Source organism: Bradyrhizobium sp. USDA 4369 (assembly GCF_054056435.1).
Genome location: NZ_JBSRYH010000001.1, coordinates 2261224 through 2274772, shown reverse-complemented (window position 1 = coordinate 2274772; position 13549 = coordinate 2261224). Strand labels below are relative to the sequence as shown.

The following is a 13549-nucleotide window of genomic DNA, read 5'->3' as shown; positions in this document are numbered from 1 at the left end:
TTGTCCGACTTCGCCGTTTCGTTCGGCTGGTTCGTCATCGGCGCGATCGCGCTCTGGCTCATGGTGTCGCCTTGCAATGAGTGAACGTCCCATCCTTCCGCCCGAACTTCCACCGCCGCAGCGACGCTCCGGCTGTCTGACTGCGCTCGCGGTCATTGCCGGCCTCGTCCTGCTGTTTCCCGCCGCCTGCGTCCTCGTCGTCTTCCCCAATGAGATCACGCGCAATGATCTGGTCGATCCGATCGGACTGTTGTTCATCTGCGCGGCCATCGCCGGAATCGTGCTGATCGTCCTCGCGATCAGGCGCGGGCGGGGTCAACGGGACGACCCATGACGCCCTCGTAGCCTCAACCATGCGCGTCAAGCGGTCGCTTGAAGGCGGTGTCGTCCATCCCGATGCTGCTGATCGGGCTGGTGCTGCTTGTACCGGGCTTGCTATGCTTCATCATCGATTTGCGTACGCCCAGCCCCGCGAATCCGATCACAGCATCATATTCGTGGCCGTTGCCGGCCTGCTCGTCGTGTTTTTCGCGATCCGTCTGATGGTGCCCCGACGCCATGAATGATCCCGATCACCGCCCGCCGCTGTCGCCCTTCCTGGAGGAGGTCCGGAGGACGCGAGAGCCCGTCAGCCTCGCTGCGACGATCATGGCGATCCTGGGCGGCCTCGTCCTGGCCTTTCCTTTTGGTTGCGTGATGGTTGTCATGCGTCGCGAGTGGAACGAGTTCGGTGGCTTTTTCGGTCCGGGAGCGATCCTGGCCGGTATGGCCGTGGCGGGAATCGTCATGATCGCGTTGGCGGTGCGCCGCCGCTGGGGCTGAGGCGGAACGATGACGCAGCCGGATGAGCCGCATGGGGATGCCGGTGGCCCGTCGCCGCCGCTTCCCAGGGAGCGCTGGAAAGGCCCGCCTGGAGGTGCGCCCGATCCCATCGCCGAGTCGCGGCGGGGCTGCGCCGTGGCCACGATGCTCATCTTCGGGGGTATCCTGATGGTGCCAGGCCTGTGCGCGTCCGTTTACGCCTTCAATGTCACCTACTTCGCGTTGGGACCGTATGCCGGGATCTTCGTCGCCAGCCTCGGCATCGGGTTGCTCGGGCTCATTCTGGTCGGGATCGCCCTGCAGCGCGGCCGGAGCGCGGCGGAGGCGTCAGCCAGCCGTTCGGAAACCGCTTCTGGCTCCTGAAAGCAGTCATTGTTTTTTGGCATTTTTTGCCTATATTGCGCCGCAACGCGTGAGGTTTGCCCGGTCCATTGGCCGGGCTTCCTATTTGGGGCTGCAGGCCCCTGCCGCCGAACGAGTTTCGCGAGCGCGCGTCGCAAAGCTAACAGCTTGATTCGACTATAACAAAGCGCGCGCCCCGCCGGGGACAGAGCACGGGCTCTTGAGAAAGCTTAGAAGACACCGACCATGAACCTCCGTAACATCGCCATTATCGCCCACGTCGACCACGGCAAGACCACACTCGTCGACAAGCTGCTGCAGCAATCCGGTACCTATCGCGAAAACCAGCGTCAGGTTGAGCGCGCGATGGATTCCAACGACCTGGAACGCGAGCGCGGCATCACCATTTTGGCCAAGTGCACCTCGGTGCAGTGGAAAGACACCCAGATCAACATCGTCGACACCCCTGGCCACGCCGATTTCGGCGGCGAGGTCGAGCGCATCCTGTCGATGGTCGACGGCGTGATCGTGCTGGTCGACGCCGCCGAGGGCCCGATGCCGCAGACCAAATTCGTGGTCGGCAAGGCGCTCAAGCTCGGCCTGAAGCCGATCGTCGCCATCAACAAGGTCGATCGGCCCGACGCGCGCATCACCGAAGTCGTCAACGAAGTGTTCGATCTGTTCGCCGCCCTCGATGCGACCGACGAGCAGCTCGATTTTCCGATCCTCTACGGGTCGGGCAAGAACGGCTGGATGGGCACCTCGCCCGACGCCTCCCACGATGACGGCATGCAGCCGCTGTTCGATCTCGTCATCAAGCATGTGGCGCCGCCGGCGGTCGAAGAAGGCCCGTTCCGGCTGCTCGGCACCATCATCGAGGCCAATAACTATCTCGGCCGCATCATCACCGGGCGTATCGCGTCCGGCACCGTGAAGCCGAACCAGGCCGTGAAGGTCCTCTCGCGTGACGGCAAGCTGGTCGAAACCGGCCGCATCACCAAGATCCTGGCGTTCCGGGGTCTCGAGCGCCAGCCGGTGGAGTTCGCCGAAGCCGGCGACATCGTCGCCATCGCGGGTCTCACCAAGGGCACCGTGGCCGATACGTTCTGCGATCCGTCCGTCGAAAGCCCGCTGCAGGCGCAGCCGATCGATCCGCCGACCGTGTCGATGTCGTTCATCGTCAACAACTCGCCGCTGGCCGGCACCGAAGGCGACAAGGTCACCAGCCGTCTGATCCGCGATCGCCTGCTGCGCGAGGCCGAGGGCAACGTCGCGCTGCGCGTGGTCGAGTCCCAGGACAAGGACGCGATGGAAGTGTCCGGCCGCGGCGAATTGCAGCTCGCGATCCTGATCGAGACCATGCGTCGTGAGGGCTTCGAGCTCTCCGTGTCGCGTCCGCGCGTCGTGTTCGAGAAGGATCCGGCCACCGGCCAGACCCTGGAGCCGATCGAGGAAGTCGTGATCGACGTCGACGAGGAGCATTCCGGCGTCGTCGTGCAGAAGATGAGCGAGCGCAAGGCCGAGCTGATCGAGATGCGCCCGTCCGGCGGCAATCGCCTGCGGCTGGTGTTCTACGCGCCGACCCGCGGCCTGATCGGCTACCAGGGCGAGCTGATGACCGACACCAAGGGCACGGCGATCATGAACCGCCTGTTCCACAACTACCTGCCCTACAAGGGGCCGATCCAGGGCCGCCGCAACGGCGTCCTGATCTCCAACGATCAGGGCGAGGCCGTGGCCTACGCCATGTTCAAGCTGGAGGACCGCGGCCCGATGATGATCGAGCCGGGCTGGAAGGTCTACAAGGGCATGATCGTCGGCGAGCACACCCGCGACAACGATCTCGAGATCAATGTGTTGAAGGGCAAGCAGCTCACCAACATCCGCACCACCTCGAAGGACGAGGCCGTCCGCCTCACCCCGCCGATCCGGATGACCCTGGAAAAGGCGCTGGCCTATATCGAGGACGACGAGCTGGTGGAGATCACGCCGAAGTCGATCCGGCTGCGCAAGAAGCACCTCGATCCGAACGAGCGCAAGCGCGCCGAGAAGCAGAAGGAAGCGGTCGCCTGACGGCTGCGAATAGCGAGTGGCGAATAGCGAGGTAGGGTCTTGACATGGCGCGGCGGCTTCTGAAGCCCTATTCGCTACTCCCTATTCGCTATTCGCGCTGCTCATGAGCAGCCTTCCATCCTCCATCGACATCGCCATTATCGGGGCCGGCGCCGCCGGTCTCGGTGCGGCACATGCGCTGCAGACCGCGGGCGTCTCGTTCATCGTGCTCGAGGCGCGGGATCGTATCGGCGGGCGGGCCCACACCATCATGGCCTCGCCTGATGTCACCTTCGATCTCGGCTGCGGCTGGTTGCATTCGGCCGACCGCAACTCCTTCGTCGCCATCGCCGGGCAACTTGCTTTCGCCATCGACAAGAACCTTCCGCCCTGGCGCGACCAGGCCTATGACGCGGCATTTCCGCGTGCCGAGCGTGAGGACTTCATCCGCGCTCTCGATGCTTTCTTCACCCGCACGGCAGAAGCCGCCGCGCGCGGCCGCGATGCGCCGGCAAGCGTCTGCCTGGAGACCGGCAATCGCTGGAACGGCATGATCGATGCAATCTGCACCTATCTCAACGGCTGCGAGCTGGAGCAGATGTCGCTGCTCGACTTCGAGGCCTATGAGGACACCGAGCTGAATTGGCGCATCCGTTGCGGCTATGGCGCGCTCGTCGCGGCCTATGGCGCCGGCCTGCCGATCGCGTTGAATTGCAATGTGAGCCTGATTGATCACAGCGACACGCGCATCCGCCTGACGACCTCACAGGGCACCCTGACGGCCGACAAGGTGATCGTGACGGTGCCGACCAATCTCATCGCCGACGAGGCGATCCGCTTCACGCCAGCACTGCCCGTGAAGGTCGAAGCGGCCGCCGGCCTGCCGCTCGGCCTCGACAACAAGGTGACGCTGGCGCTCGACGGCTGGGAGCACCTGCCGAAAGATTCCGGCATGCGCGGCCGCAGCCATACCGCGCGCGTCGGCAGCTTTCAGCTGCGTCCGTTCGGCCAGCCCTGCATCGAAGGTTTTTACGGCGGCAGCTTCGCCCGCGAGATCGAGGCGGAAGGCGAGGGCGCGCTGGCGGCGCAGGCGATCGACGACGTCGTGGCGCTGCTCGGCCATGATATCCGCAAGAGCCTCAAGCCGCTCGCCGAGTCGCGCTGGGGCGCCGATCCGTTCGCGCGCGGCGCCTATTCGCATGCGCTGCCCGGCCAAGCCGCCAAACGCGCGGTACTGGCGGCCCCGGTCGATGATCGCCTGTTCTTCGCCGGCGAGGCCACGCCGCCGGATTTCTTCTCGACCGCCCATGGCGCTCGCGACAGCGGCGAGCGGGCCGCCAAGGAAGCGCTGGCATCGCTGGGGAAGCGCTAGCCCACCCGCAGTCACTGCGCTCGCGATGACGTGCCCGCGATCAACCCGCCGCGCTCACCATGCGCAGGAATTCGCGCGCGGCCTGGGTCTGGTGGTGCTCCTTGTGACGTAGGCTGAAGAAGCGCCGCTTGGGAAGCTCAATGTTGCCAATGGCGAGCAGGCCTGCCTTCACGGCCCGCATCACCACGAGGCGCGACAGCACCGTGACGCCGGCACCGGCCTCGACGGCGCCGCGTACCGCCTCGTTCGACGGCAGATCGAACGCGATATCGAGCTGCGCCGGCGTGATGCCGACCCGGCCGAGCGCGGCTTCGAGCACGGCGCGGGTGCCCGAGCCCTGTTCGCGCAGCACCCATCGGGCCGCCTTCAGATCGCCGGCCGTGAGGGACGCTGCCCGGCACAGCGGATGGCCGGCCGGCCCGACCAGCACCATCTCGTCCTCTGCCACCGGCTGCGCGGCGAGCAGGGGGTCATCGACATCGCCCTCGACGAATCCCAGATCGGCTGAGCCGTCCCGCACCTGGCCCGCGACCTGCTCGGTGTTGCCGATCGACAGTCCCAGCGTGATCGCCGGATGCGCGTCATGGAAACGGTGAATGAAGGCTGGCAGCCAATAGCCGGCGATGGTCTGGCTCGCTGCCAGCGCCAGCCGTCCGCGCTTCAGGCCGGCGAGGTCGTCGAGCACGGTCTCGGCGGCGGCAGCGCGCGCGAGCACGGCTTTGGCTTCGACCAGAAACGCCTTGCCGGCCGCCGTCAGCACGATGCGGCGGCCGACGCGATCGAATAGCCTGGTCTGGTAGCGCGCCTCCAGCGCAGCGACCGCAGCCGACGTTGCCGACTGGGTCAGATGGAGCTCGCGCGCCGCCTGGGTGACGTGCTCGCGCGTCGCCACCGCAACGAAGATCCTGAGCTGCTCGAGCGTCACATTGGCTCCTATGTCGTCAGCTTCACCAGCGCCAGGCTGAAGGTCGCAATGAACAGGAAGGCTGCGAAGCCCAGCGCCAGCGGCCGTAGCCCCTTCGCCCGCAGCTTGGCGAAATCCGTCTCCAGTCCCATGGCGGCAAGCGCCATCGACAGCAGGAAACTGGTCGCGGTCACGATGGTCGTCTTCACTTCGGCCGGCACCGTGATGACGCTGTTGATGCCGACCAGCGCAATGAAGCCGAACACGAACCAGGGCAATGGCGGCTGCGCGCTGACATGGCCTTGGCCGTGTCGGCGGGCGCGGCGCGCGGCCAGCAGACCAAGCATCAGCACCACCGGCGCCAGCAGCGTCACCCGCGCCAGCTTGGCGATGGTGCCGAACTCGCCGGCCTGCTGGCCCTGCTGGAACGCGGCTGCGACCACCTGCGCGATCTCGTGAATCGAGGCGCCGCTCCACAGGCCGAAAGCGTGGGCGTCGAGCTGCAGCAGCGCCGGCAGCAGCGGGTAGGCGAACATCGCGATCGAGCCGAACACCGTGACGCAGGCCACCGCATAGGCGACGTCCTCGTCAGGTGCGCGCGTCACCGTGTTGGTCGCGATCACCGCGGATGCGCCACAGATCGAGGTGCCCGCGGCGATCAGTTCCGTCAGCTTGTTGTCGACACCGAGCTGCCGCCCCATCCACACCGTGAACAGGAACGTGCCAGCCAGGCTCAGCGCGATCACCGCGAGCCCGCGCGCGCCGACCTCGACGATCTGCGCGGCCGTCAGTTGCAGGCCGAGCAGGACGATCGCTATCCGCAGCACGCGGCGCATCGCGAAGGCGACGCCCGGCTTGGCCTGCACCGGCGTGCCGACGACGTTGTGGAGCGCCATGCCGGCCATGATCGCCAGGATCATCGGGCTGAACAGGCGGAAGCCTGGCAGCTGGTGGAGTCCGAAGGCACCGGCCGCGAGCGCGGCGGACAGCGCCAGCCCCGGCAATAGCAGCGAGAGACGCGCGGCAGGGGCGCGGGCATTTGCGCGATGAGCGACGACAGGGGCATCGGCGGCGAGATCGTGCGCAGGGGTAGCCATGGAAAACTCTCCCAAACAAGCGGTTTCGGAGAGAATTTCATGCTGAATCCAATCGATCCAACGAATTATATTGGATAAATCGTTCGTTTCAAGTGATCAATATGGTCTTACTCCAGCACCCGCCGGCGCAGCTCGGCGTCCGGCACGAAGCACGCTTCGTATTTGCCGAAGATCCGATAGCGGTTGCGCGCGACCACGCTATAGACGGCGTTACGTAGCGGCTTCGGTACCGCGAACAAGGCGCGCGTCCAACCCCAGCCCGGCAGGTTCGACAGCACGGTGAGCGCCGCATCGGATTTGAGATGCGCCCGGCCGCCATGCACGACGGCGTTGGTGTCGGGCTCCTTGGGATCGATGCCGAACGCCTGCGCCAGACGCATGCCGTAAGGCGACTGGATCGGCGTGAAGCGGAAACGCTTGGCGTCGTCGCGGGCGATGATGAACTGCACCCAGCGCGAACAGAACACGCAGATGCCGTCATAGAGGATCACGTCGTCGTCGGGCCAATTGGTCATCATCGATTGTCCATTGTCAGCAGCGCGACCAGCATCAAGACGATCGCAGGTCCGGTCTTCACCAGCGCGCCGAGCGGCTCGAGCCAGAGATCAGGCGTCAACAGCGCGCAGCCGGCCAAGTAGCCGAGCGAGACGAAAATGCCTGCGGTCAGGCCGAAAACAGCCGTCCGCCGGAATGCGATGAGAACGCCGACCGAGATATCCATCATGCTGGTGATGGCTGCGAACGGAATTGCAAAGCCCTCGGGCCAGCCGCGCGTGGTCAGGATCGCCGTGGTCGCAGGAAACGACACGAACAGCGCGATGCTGCCCGAGGCGATCCAGAACAGCACCAGGCTCGCGATGATCAGCGCCTTGATCAGGAACAGCCGCGCGAACCATTTGTCCTGAATCGACGCGCCATGCCCGCCGATCGCGTCAGCCAGCGACGTCGGCGTGAGGCCGGTGGCGGCGATCCAGGGCTGCGGATCGCCGCGGACGCCGCGGCGCAGCTCGGCCATGGCGGTGGTGCGGATCGGCGGCCTCCAGCCGAGCCAGCTCGACAGGTCGCCGGCAACAGCCCCCAGCTTGAGGAGCGGCGCGGGCAGCGCGATGCGCGGCCACTGCACCGTGCCAAAGCTGCGGCGAAACCCACCGATGACGTCGCCGAGCGTGACCGGCTGCGGTTGCATCAGGTCCCAGCTCACCGCACGGGTGGTCTCGTCATCCATCGGGCGCATCGCCAGCCAGGCGACCGTCGCCGCGATGTCCGCCACCGCGACCGGCTGGAACGGCGTTGCCGCATCCTTCGCCGGCAGATCGAGCGGCAACGCTGCAAGCGCGCGCACCATCGCGCTGCCGCCATAGGCCGCGGGCGCGATCACGAAGCCGGGCCGCAGGATCGCGTAGGGGAGGTCTGACGAGGCAATCAACCGCTCGGCCTCGCGTTTGGTCGTCGCGAAGGCCGTCTGGTCCTCTTCGGCTGTGCCGGGGATCGAGATGTGAACGAGGCGAACGTTGCGGCCGCAGGCGGCGAACGCGGCGAGCAGCCGCGCGACGATATCGCGGTGCACGGCATCGGTGCTGCTGCCCGGACCATCCTGCAGCACACCCAGGCAATTGACGACCACGTCGATCTCATGGGCGCGGATCAGCCCTGCCAGAGCCGACGGATCGAGCGCCATGATCGGCAGCTCGATGTCCAGCGGCGACATTCGTTGCGAGGCCGAAAACGCCCGCGCCAGGCCGATCGTCGCAAAGCCGCGCCGGCGCAGGTCGTCGGTGATGGAGCGGCCGATCAGGCCGGACGCGCCGAGCACGAGGATGCGCGGATGGGCGGTCATCGCCGGCTCCCGATCAGAACGGCTTTGCGATCATCAGCCAGAGAATGGCCATGGCCGACCCGAAGCCGGGAATGCCGCAGATGAACCAGCGGCGGAAGACGGTGAAATAGCGCGGCGGCAACGGCTGGGCATCGGTGTCGGCGGCGCGCGCGAGATCGCGCAGCTCGATCTGCATGAAGACGACCGGTACCCAGAACAGTCCCGCCAAGGCATAGAGCGCGAGCGACATCATCAGCCAGCGCTCCGACAGCGACGTCGATGACAGCCACATCAACGTGCCGCCGCTGATCGGCTGCAGCAGCACCGCCGACAGTGTAAACAGCATGTCGGCGATGACGACCACGCCCGCGGTTCGCGCGATGAACGCAGCCTGTCCGCTCAGATGCGCCATCAGCATGAAGAATGCGATCCCCGTCCCGGTGCCGACAATGACGATGGCGCCGAGGACGTGCAGATATTTGACCAGGAAATACAGCGTCATCATGGTCCTGCTTGCAGGCTGCAGCCATCGGTCGCCGCCCTTCATTGGCTCATCGATATCGCAGTGCGTGCGTGCTGTCCCGGCCAGGTTGGCGCCGCGGCCGGGCGCTTGTGCGTCCTGGCGAAGCAAGGTGAACAATTCTTGGATCCTGTGGAGCGGCATCGTCCTGCCGCGCGGAGAATCGTTCTCCGCTGGCCGCGTCAGCTGTTGCTGCGGCCGGTCCGCTGCAGTTTGTTGTTTCTCGTCGTGGCTGGCGGTTATTAAGCACCGTTCGCGCGCGGCGATGTTGCGAATTTGTCCCTTTTCGGCACAGCTTTCCGCCACGGTGATGCCGAAAGTCCACAGGTTAACCGATCTTTAACGTGGCACCTTGAAGGCGCGCCGCCGACTTGCTTTGATCTCGTCATGAGCACAACCCTGATCGAAGTCCGTCCGGCCAAGGCTGCAGATGCGGCTGCGGTGGCGTCAGCCCATGATGAAGCTTGGCGTTCTGCCTATCAGGGAATCATCCCTGGCGCAGAGCTGGAGAAGCTGATCAACCGGCGCGGCCCCCAATGGTGGGACAGCGCGATCCGCAAAGGCAGCCGCGTCAGCGTGCTGGTGTTCAACGACAAGGTCGCAGGCTATGCGAATTACGGCCGCAATCGCGCCCGCAGCCTTCACTTTGACGGTGAAGTCTACGAGCTTTATCTGCGACCGGAATTTCAGGGGCTGGGGTTCGGTCGCCGGCTCTTTCAGGCCGCCAAGCGCGACCTCGCGCAAAGCGGGCTGAAGAGCATGGTGGTGTGGGCGTTGTCCGACAACGATCCCGCCACCGAGTTTTACCGTGCCTTGGGTGGCCGCATGGTCGCACGGTCGTCGGAGCGCTTCGGGCCGAAATCGCTCGACAAAGTCGCCTTCGCCTGGACGAACTGAGTCCCGGTCACTTGCACCCGGACCGCTTGAACCCTGGACGCGTCAAGCGTTAACGCGGTCCTGAACTGAACTGAAGGTTTCGGATTGAGGTAGCTGTTGCGCAGTCGCGATTTTTTTGCGACTGCGAATATGAGCGCTCAGCTCGCGAGCGTCTGACCCTCAAACGTTCACGTTCTCAAAGTTCAAGTTCTACGGAGCATCCATGCGCATCGACGCCATCCCGATCGGGAAAGATCCGCCGCGCGAGGTCAACGTCGTCATCGAAGTGCCGGTTGGCGGCGAGCCGATCAAATACGAGCTCGACAAGGAGGCCGGCACGCTGTTCGTCGACCGCTTCCTGTACACGGCGATGCGTTATCCCGGCAATTACGGCTTCATCCCGCACACGCTGTCCAATGACGGCGATCCCTGTGACGTGCTGGTTGCCAACACCCGTGCGATCGTTCCCGGCGCGGTCATGAGCGTTCGCCCGGTCGGCGTGCTCATCATGGAGGACGAGGCGGGCGGCGACGAGAAGATCATCGCGGTGCCGTCCTCGAAGCTGACGCAGCGCTACGACAAGGTCCGCACCTATTCCGACCTGCCGGACATCACGCTGCAGCAGATCCAGCACTTCTACGAGCACTACAAGGATCTCGAGCCCGGCAAATGGGTGAAGGTGCTGCGCTGGGGCAATGCCGACGACGCCCACCAGCTGATCAGCGAGGGCATCGCCCGCGCCAAGGCGGCGAAGAAGTAGGACTGTTTTTCAAGTCAGCCCGGCGCCGCGGGATTTCAAGCCGCGCGGCGCCGGCGCTCTGATCTCCGACGTATGATCCGGACGGGTGGAAGCTGGTCCGTGAGATCATGCTCCAGCAAAGCTTGGCCGGTCGGGACGAAGGCTCACACCGCCGGCTTCGGCAGCCCGGCGATCGCGCAGGCGGCGCGCAGCGTGTTCACCAGCAGGCACGCCACCGTCATCTGGCCGACGCCGCCGGGCACCGGCGTGATCGCACCGGCCACTTCCGCCACTTCGGCATAGGCGACGTCGCCGACCAGCCGGGTCTTGCCCTCGGCGGTCGGGATGCGGTTGATGCCGACATCGATCACGGTCGCGCCCGGCTTGATCCAGTCGCGCTTCACCATCTCGGGACGGCCGACGGCGGCATAGACCAGATCGGCGCGCGCGGTCAGCGCAGCCAGATCGCGCGAGCGCGAATGCGCGATTGTCACCGTGGCGTTCTCGTTCAAGAGCAGCTGCACCAGCGGGCGGCCGACCAGATTGGAGCGGCCGATCACGATGGCGTTCAGGCCTTCCAGCGAGGGGTGGACGGTCTTGCTCAGGATGATGCAGCCGAGCGGCGTGCACGGCGCCAGCGCCGGCTGGCCACCGGCGAGGCGGCCGGCATTGTGCGGATGCAGGCCGTCGACGTCCTTGGCCGGGTCGATCGCGTTGATGACCATCTCGGTCTCCAGGCCCTTCGGCAACGGCAGTTGCACCAGGATGCCATGAACGGAGGGGTCGCGGTTGAGCTTGTCGATCAGCGCCAGCAATTCGCTCTGCGCGACGTCGGCCGGCAGCTTGTGCTCGAACGAGGCCATGCCGGCGGCCTGGGTCTGGGTATGCTTGCTGCGCACATAGACCTCGGATGCCGGATCGTTGCCGACCAGCACCACCGCGAGCCCCGGCGTCAGGCCGTGGTCGCGCTTGACCCGCTCCACCTCGCGCGCCACCTGCCCGCGCAGGTCGGCTGCGATCACTTTTCCATCGATGATGCGCGCGGTCATGTCCGGTCCTCTGTTTTGTCGATCACCATGGGTCCGGGGCGCGACGATCGCCGCCGCCTGATCGGACCGCTCTAAGATTTCGCGGCCGGCTTATGGGCTGCGACGAGGTCGCGCAAGGCCTGATCGAGCCTGGATGCGTCGCCTGTGATCGTTACCTGCTTGAGCCGCGCGGTGGCGCCGGAGGTGATTCGCACCGACGCCTTGGTGACGCCGATCGCCTTGGCCAGCAGTTCGGTCACGGCGCGATTCGCCTCGCCACCATCGGCGACCGCGCGCACCCGGATCTTCAGCACGCTGCGGCCGTCGGAGAGCGTCTCGATGCCGTCAATGGCGTCGCGGCCGCCGCGCGGCGTCACCCGCAGCGCAACGGTCAGGCCGTCGGACGCCGGGCGCCAGGGCAGCGGATTCATCGCCCCGTTCGGCCTAGGGCACGAACGGATAGACGTAATCGGCCAGGTACATCTGGATCAGCATCAGCAGGAAGAAGACGATGATCGGCGAGATGTCGAGCCCGCCGAAATTCGGCAGCCGGCGGCGGATAGGGCTGAGCACCGGCTCGGTGATTCGATAGAGGAACTCCGCGATGCCCGCGACGAACTGATTCCGCGTGTTGACGACGTTGAAGGCGATCAGCCAGGACAGGATGGCCGACGCGACCAGCAGGTACATGTAAAGCGAGATGACCTGGATCAGAACGTAAATGATGGGCTTCATCAGGGGGCTTCTTGGGGCGGGAGAACGGGCTCACCGCTAGATATCGGTTCCCCCAGGGGCAAACAAGGGAAGCTGCCCGTCAAGGCTAACGGGCGATGTGAGCGTTCTTGACTTGGCCGGAGGCCCGACTGTAAATGACGCCGTTCTGCCGGCCGCCTTCCCAATCTCGAGCGGCCGTGCGTGACCAAGCCGTTGGACTTGAAACGTGACTTGGGGCCATAGCTCAGCTGGGAGAGCGCATCGTTCGCAATGATGAGGTCGGCGGTTCGATCCCGCCTGGCTCCACCACGCTTCGCCCTTCGGGCTAAGCGTGGCGCGCCCACGCAGTGCCCGAAGGGCGAAGCGTGGTGCCCGGCGTAGCCACTTGGCGAAGCCGGGCCGATATTCAGCCCAATGGACTTGAATAGCCTGATTGACTGAAAAGATCAGCCTCTACTCTGCTGCCTCGGCCATCGCCGCAACCGGTCGCCGCGCCAGCCAGCCATCCAGGAAATGCTGTAGCCACGCGCGCTCCGCCGTATCGTGCACCGCCCGGCCGTCGAAATGATGGTGGCGCGGCCGCGCGCCGGGCGTGTCCAGCCGGGCATGACCGCGCGTAGTCCAGCGGCACATCATCGCGTAGGTCACGTCGGGGTGGAACTGCAGCCCGGTGGCGTTGTCGTATTGATAGGCCTGGACTGGAAAGTCGCCGCCCTCGGCCAGCAGTTCGGCCCCGGCGGGCAGGTCGAAGCCCTCGCGGTGCCAGTGATAGACGTGATCTGGCCAATGCGGACACAAGCGGCGCCCGGCATGGGTCGGACGGATCGGGTAATAGCCGATCTCAGCGCGCCCCTCCGGATGCGGCGCGACCTTGGCACCGAGTTGCATCGCCAGCATCTGCGCACCCAGGCAGATCCCGAGAAACGGGCGCTGCTCACGCAGCGGCACATCGATCCAGTCGATCTCGCGGCGGACGAACTCGTCGGGATCATTCGCGCTCATCGGACCGCCGAAAATAACGGCACCGGCGTGCTCATCGAGCGTCTCCGGCAGCGGGTCGCCGAAGCGCGGCCGGCGGATGTCGAGCGGATAGCCGCGGGCACGGAGCGCATTGCCGACCCGTCCAGGGCTCGACGTCTCCTGATGCAGGATGATCAGAACCGGCCGCCGCGGCGTAGCCGCGCGGGCCGGGATGGAGGGCAGTTGTCGAACGTCCGTCGTGGCGGTCCCGTTCGGTTGGCGCGAAGGGTCTTGCCTGAGCATCACC

17 protein-coding genes and 1 tRNA gene are annotated in these 13549 nt (G+C 65.8%); 8 read left to right on the top strand and 10 right to left on the bottom strand.

The window, feature by feature from the left end; genetic code table 11:
- The first annotated feature begins 76 nt into the window (after window positions 1–76).
- Entirely contained in the window at window positions 77–334 is a 258-nt protein-coding gene (locus ACVIJ6_RS10300; RefSeq protein ID WP_456772625.1) for a hypothetical protein, read from the top strand.
- Window positions 335–347: 13 nt separating this feature from the next.
- Here ACVIJ6_RS10300 and ACVIJ6_RS10295 read toward each other — a convergent pair whose 3' ends face one another.
- The gene (locus tag ACVIJ6_RS10295; protein ID WP_456772624.1) at window positions 348–560 is read right to left on the bottom strand and encodes a hypothetical protein; all 213 of its coding nucleotides are present in this window, start codon (window positions 558–560) and stop codon (window positions 348–350) included.
- Here ACVIJ6_RS10295 and ACVIJ6_RS10290 point away from each other — a divergent pair.
- The 4 genes from ACVIJ6_RS10290 to ACVIJ6_RS10275 all read left to right on the top strand — a co-directional run bounded on the left by ACVIJ6_RS10290 (window position 559) and on the right by ACVIJ6_RS10275 (window position 4588).
- Window positions 559–822, top strand: coding sequence for a hypothetical protein (locus ACVIJ6_RS10290; RefSeq protein WP_456772623.1), 264 nt, complete (start codon window positions 559–561; stop codon window positions 820–822). The genes ACVIJ6_RS10295 and ACVIJ6_RS10290 overlap by 2 nt on opposite strands.
- A 9-nt stretch (window positions 823–831) precedes the next feature.
- Window positions 832–1185, top strand: a complete 354-nt coding sequence (locus tag ACVIJ6_RS10285; protein WP_456772622.1) for a hypothetical protein — start codon at window positions 832–834, stop codon at window positions 1183–1185.
- A 225-nt stretch (window positions 1186–1410) separates the two neighbouring features.
- Window positions 1411–3237, top strand: coding sequence for a translational GTPase TypA (gene typA, locus ACVIJ6_RS10280; protein ID WP_456772621.1), 1827 nt, complete (start codon window positions 1411–1413; stop codon window positions 3235–3237).
- Between the two features lie 103 nt (window positions 3238–3340).
- Window positions 3341–4588, top strand: coding sequence for a flavin monoamine oxidase family protein (locus ACVIJ6_RS10275; protein WP_456772620.1), 1248 nt, complete (start codon window positions 3341–3343; stop codon window positions 4586–4588).
- 40 nt (window positions 4589–4628) lie between these two features.
- Here ACVIJ6_RS10275 and ACVIJ6_RS10270 read toward each other — a convergent pair whose 3' ends face one another.
- The 5 genes from ACVIJ6_RS10270 to ACVIJ6_RS10250 all read right to left on the bottom strand — a co-directional run bounded on the left by ACVIJ6_RS10270 (window position 4629) and on the right by ACVIJ6_RS10250 (window position 8907).
- Window positions 4629–5513, bottom strand: a complete 885-nt coding sequence (locus ACVIJ6_RS10270) for a LysR family transcriptional regulator (RefSeq protein WP_456772619.1) — start codon at window positions 5511–5513, stop codon at window positions 4629–4631.
- An 8-nt stretch (window positions 5514–5521) separates the two neighbouring features.
- Window positions 5522–6496, bottom strand: a complete 975-nt coding sequence (locus ACVIJ6_RS10265; RefSeq protein WP_456776955.1) for a YeiH family protein — start codon at window positions 6494–6496, stop codon at window positions 5522–5524.
- A gap of 200 nt (window positions 6497–6696) precedes the next feature.
- Window positions 6697–7104, bottom strand: coding sequence for a thiol-disulfide oxidoreductase DCC family protein (locus ACVIJ6_RS10260; protein ID WP_456772618.1), 408 nt, complete (start codon window positions 7102–7104; stop codon window positions 6697–6699).
- Window positions 7104–8426 (bottom strand): SDR family oxidoreductase, encoded by a 1323-nt coding sequence (locus ACVIJ6_RS10255; RefSeq protein WP_456772617.1) that lies wholly within the window; start codon window positions 8424–8426, stop codon window positions 7104–7106. The genes ACVIJ6_RS10260 and ACVIJ6_RS10255 overlap by 1 nt, the downstream gene beginning before the upstream one ends.
- Window positions 8427–8439: 13 nt before the next feature.
- Window positions 8440–8907, bottom strand: coding sequence for a DUF2269 family protein (locus ACVIJ6_RS10250; RefSeq protein ID WP_456776954.1), 468 nt, complete (start codon window positions 8905–8907; stop codon window positions 8440–8442).
- Between the two features lie 405 nt (window positions 8908–9312).
- On the opposite strand from ACVIJ6_RS10250, the gene ACVIJ6_RS10245 reads away from it, so the two are divergent.
- Window positions 9313–9822 (top strand): GNAT family N-acetyltransferase, encoded by a 510-nt coding sequence (locus ACVIJ6_RS10245; RefSeq protein WP_008963902.1) that lies wholly within the window; start codon window positions 9313–9315, stop codon window positions 9820–9822.
- Between the two features lie 202 nt (window positions 9823–10024).
- On the top strand, window positions 10025–10561 hold the full coding sequence (ppa, locus tag ACVIJ6_RS10240; protein WP_012040619.1) for an inorganic diphosphatase: 537 nt from the start codon (window positions 10025–10027) through the stop codon (window positions 10559–10561).
- A gap of 143 nt (window positions 10562–10704) precedes the next feature.
- On the opposite strand, the gene folD is transcribed toward ppa, so the two are convergent.
- From folD to ACVIJ6_RS10225, 3 genes are all read right to left on the bottom strand, one after another.
- Window positions 10705–11589, bottom strand: a complete 885-nt coding sequence (gene folD, locus ACVIJ6_RS10235; protein ID WP_456772616.1) for a bifunctional methylenetetrahydrofolate dehydrogenase/methenyltetrahydrofolate cyclohydrolase FolD — start codon at window positions 11587–11589, stop codon at window positions 10705–10707.
- Window positions 11590–11660: 71 nt separating this feature from the next.
- Window positions 11661–11999 (bottom strand): DUF167 domain-containing protein, encoded by a 339-nt coding sequence (locus tag ACVIJ6_RS10230; RefSeq protein WP_456772615.1) that lies wholly within the window; start codon window positions 11997–11999, stop codon window positions 11661–11663.
- A gap of 13 nt (window positions 12000–12012) precedes the next feature.
- Window positions 12013–12303 carry a YggT family protein gene (locus ACVIJ6_RS10225; protein WP_012040622.1) on the bottom strand — a complete coding sequence of 97 codons (291 nt, stop codon included), beginning with the start codon at window positions 12301–12303 and terminating at the stop codon, window positions 12013–12015.
- 212 nt (window positions 12304–12515) lie between these two features.
- Here ACVIJ6_RS10225 and ACVIJ6_RS10220 point away from each other — a divergent pair.
- Window positions 12516–12591, top strand: a tRNA-Ala gene (locus tag ACVIJ6_RS10220).
- Between the two features lie 144 nt (window positions 12592–12735).
- On the opposite strand, the gene ACVIJ6_RS10215 is transcribed toward ACVIJ6_RS10220, so the two are convergent.
- Window positions 12736–13545, bottom strand: a complete 810-nt coding sequence (locus tag ACVIJ6_RS10215; protein ID WP_456772614.1) for a glutamine amidotransferase — start codon at window positions 13543–13545, stop codon at window positions 12736–12738.
- Between the last annotated feature and the right edge of the window lie 4 nt (window positions 13546–13549).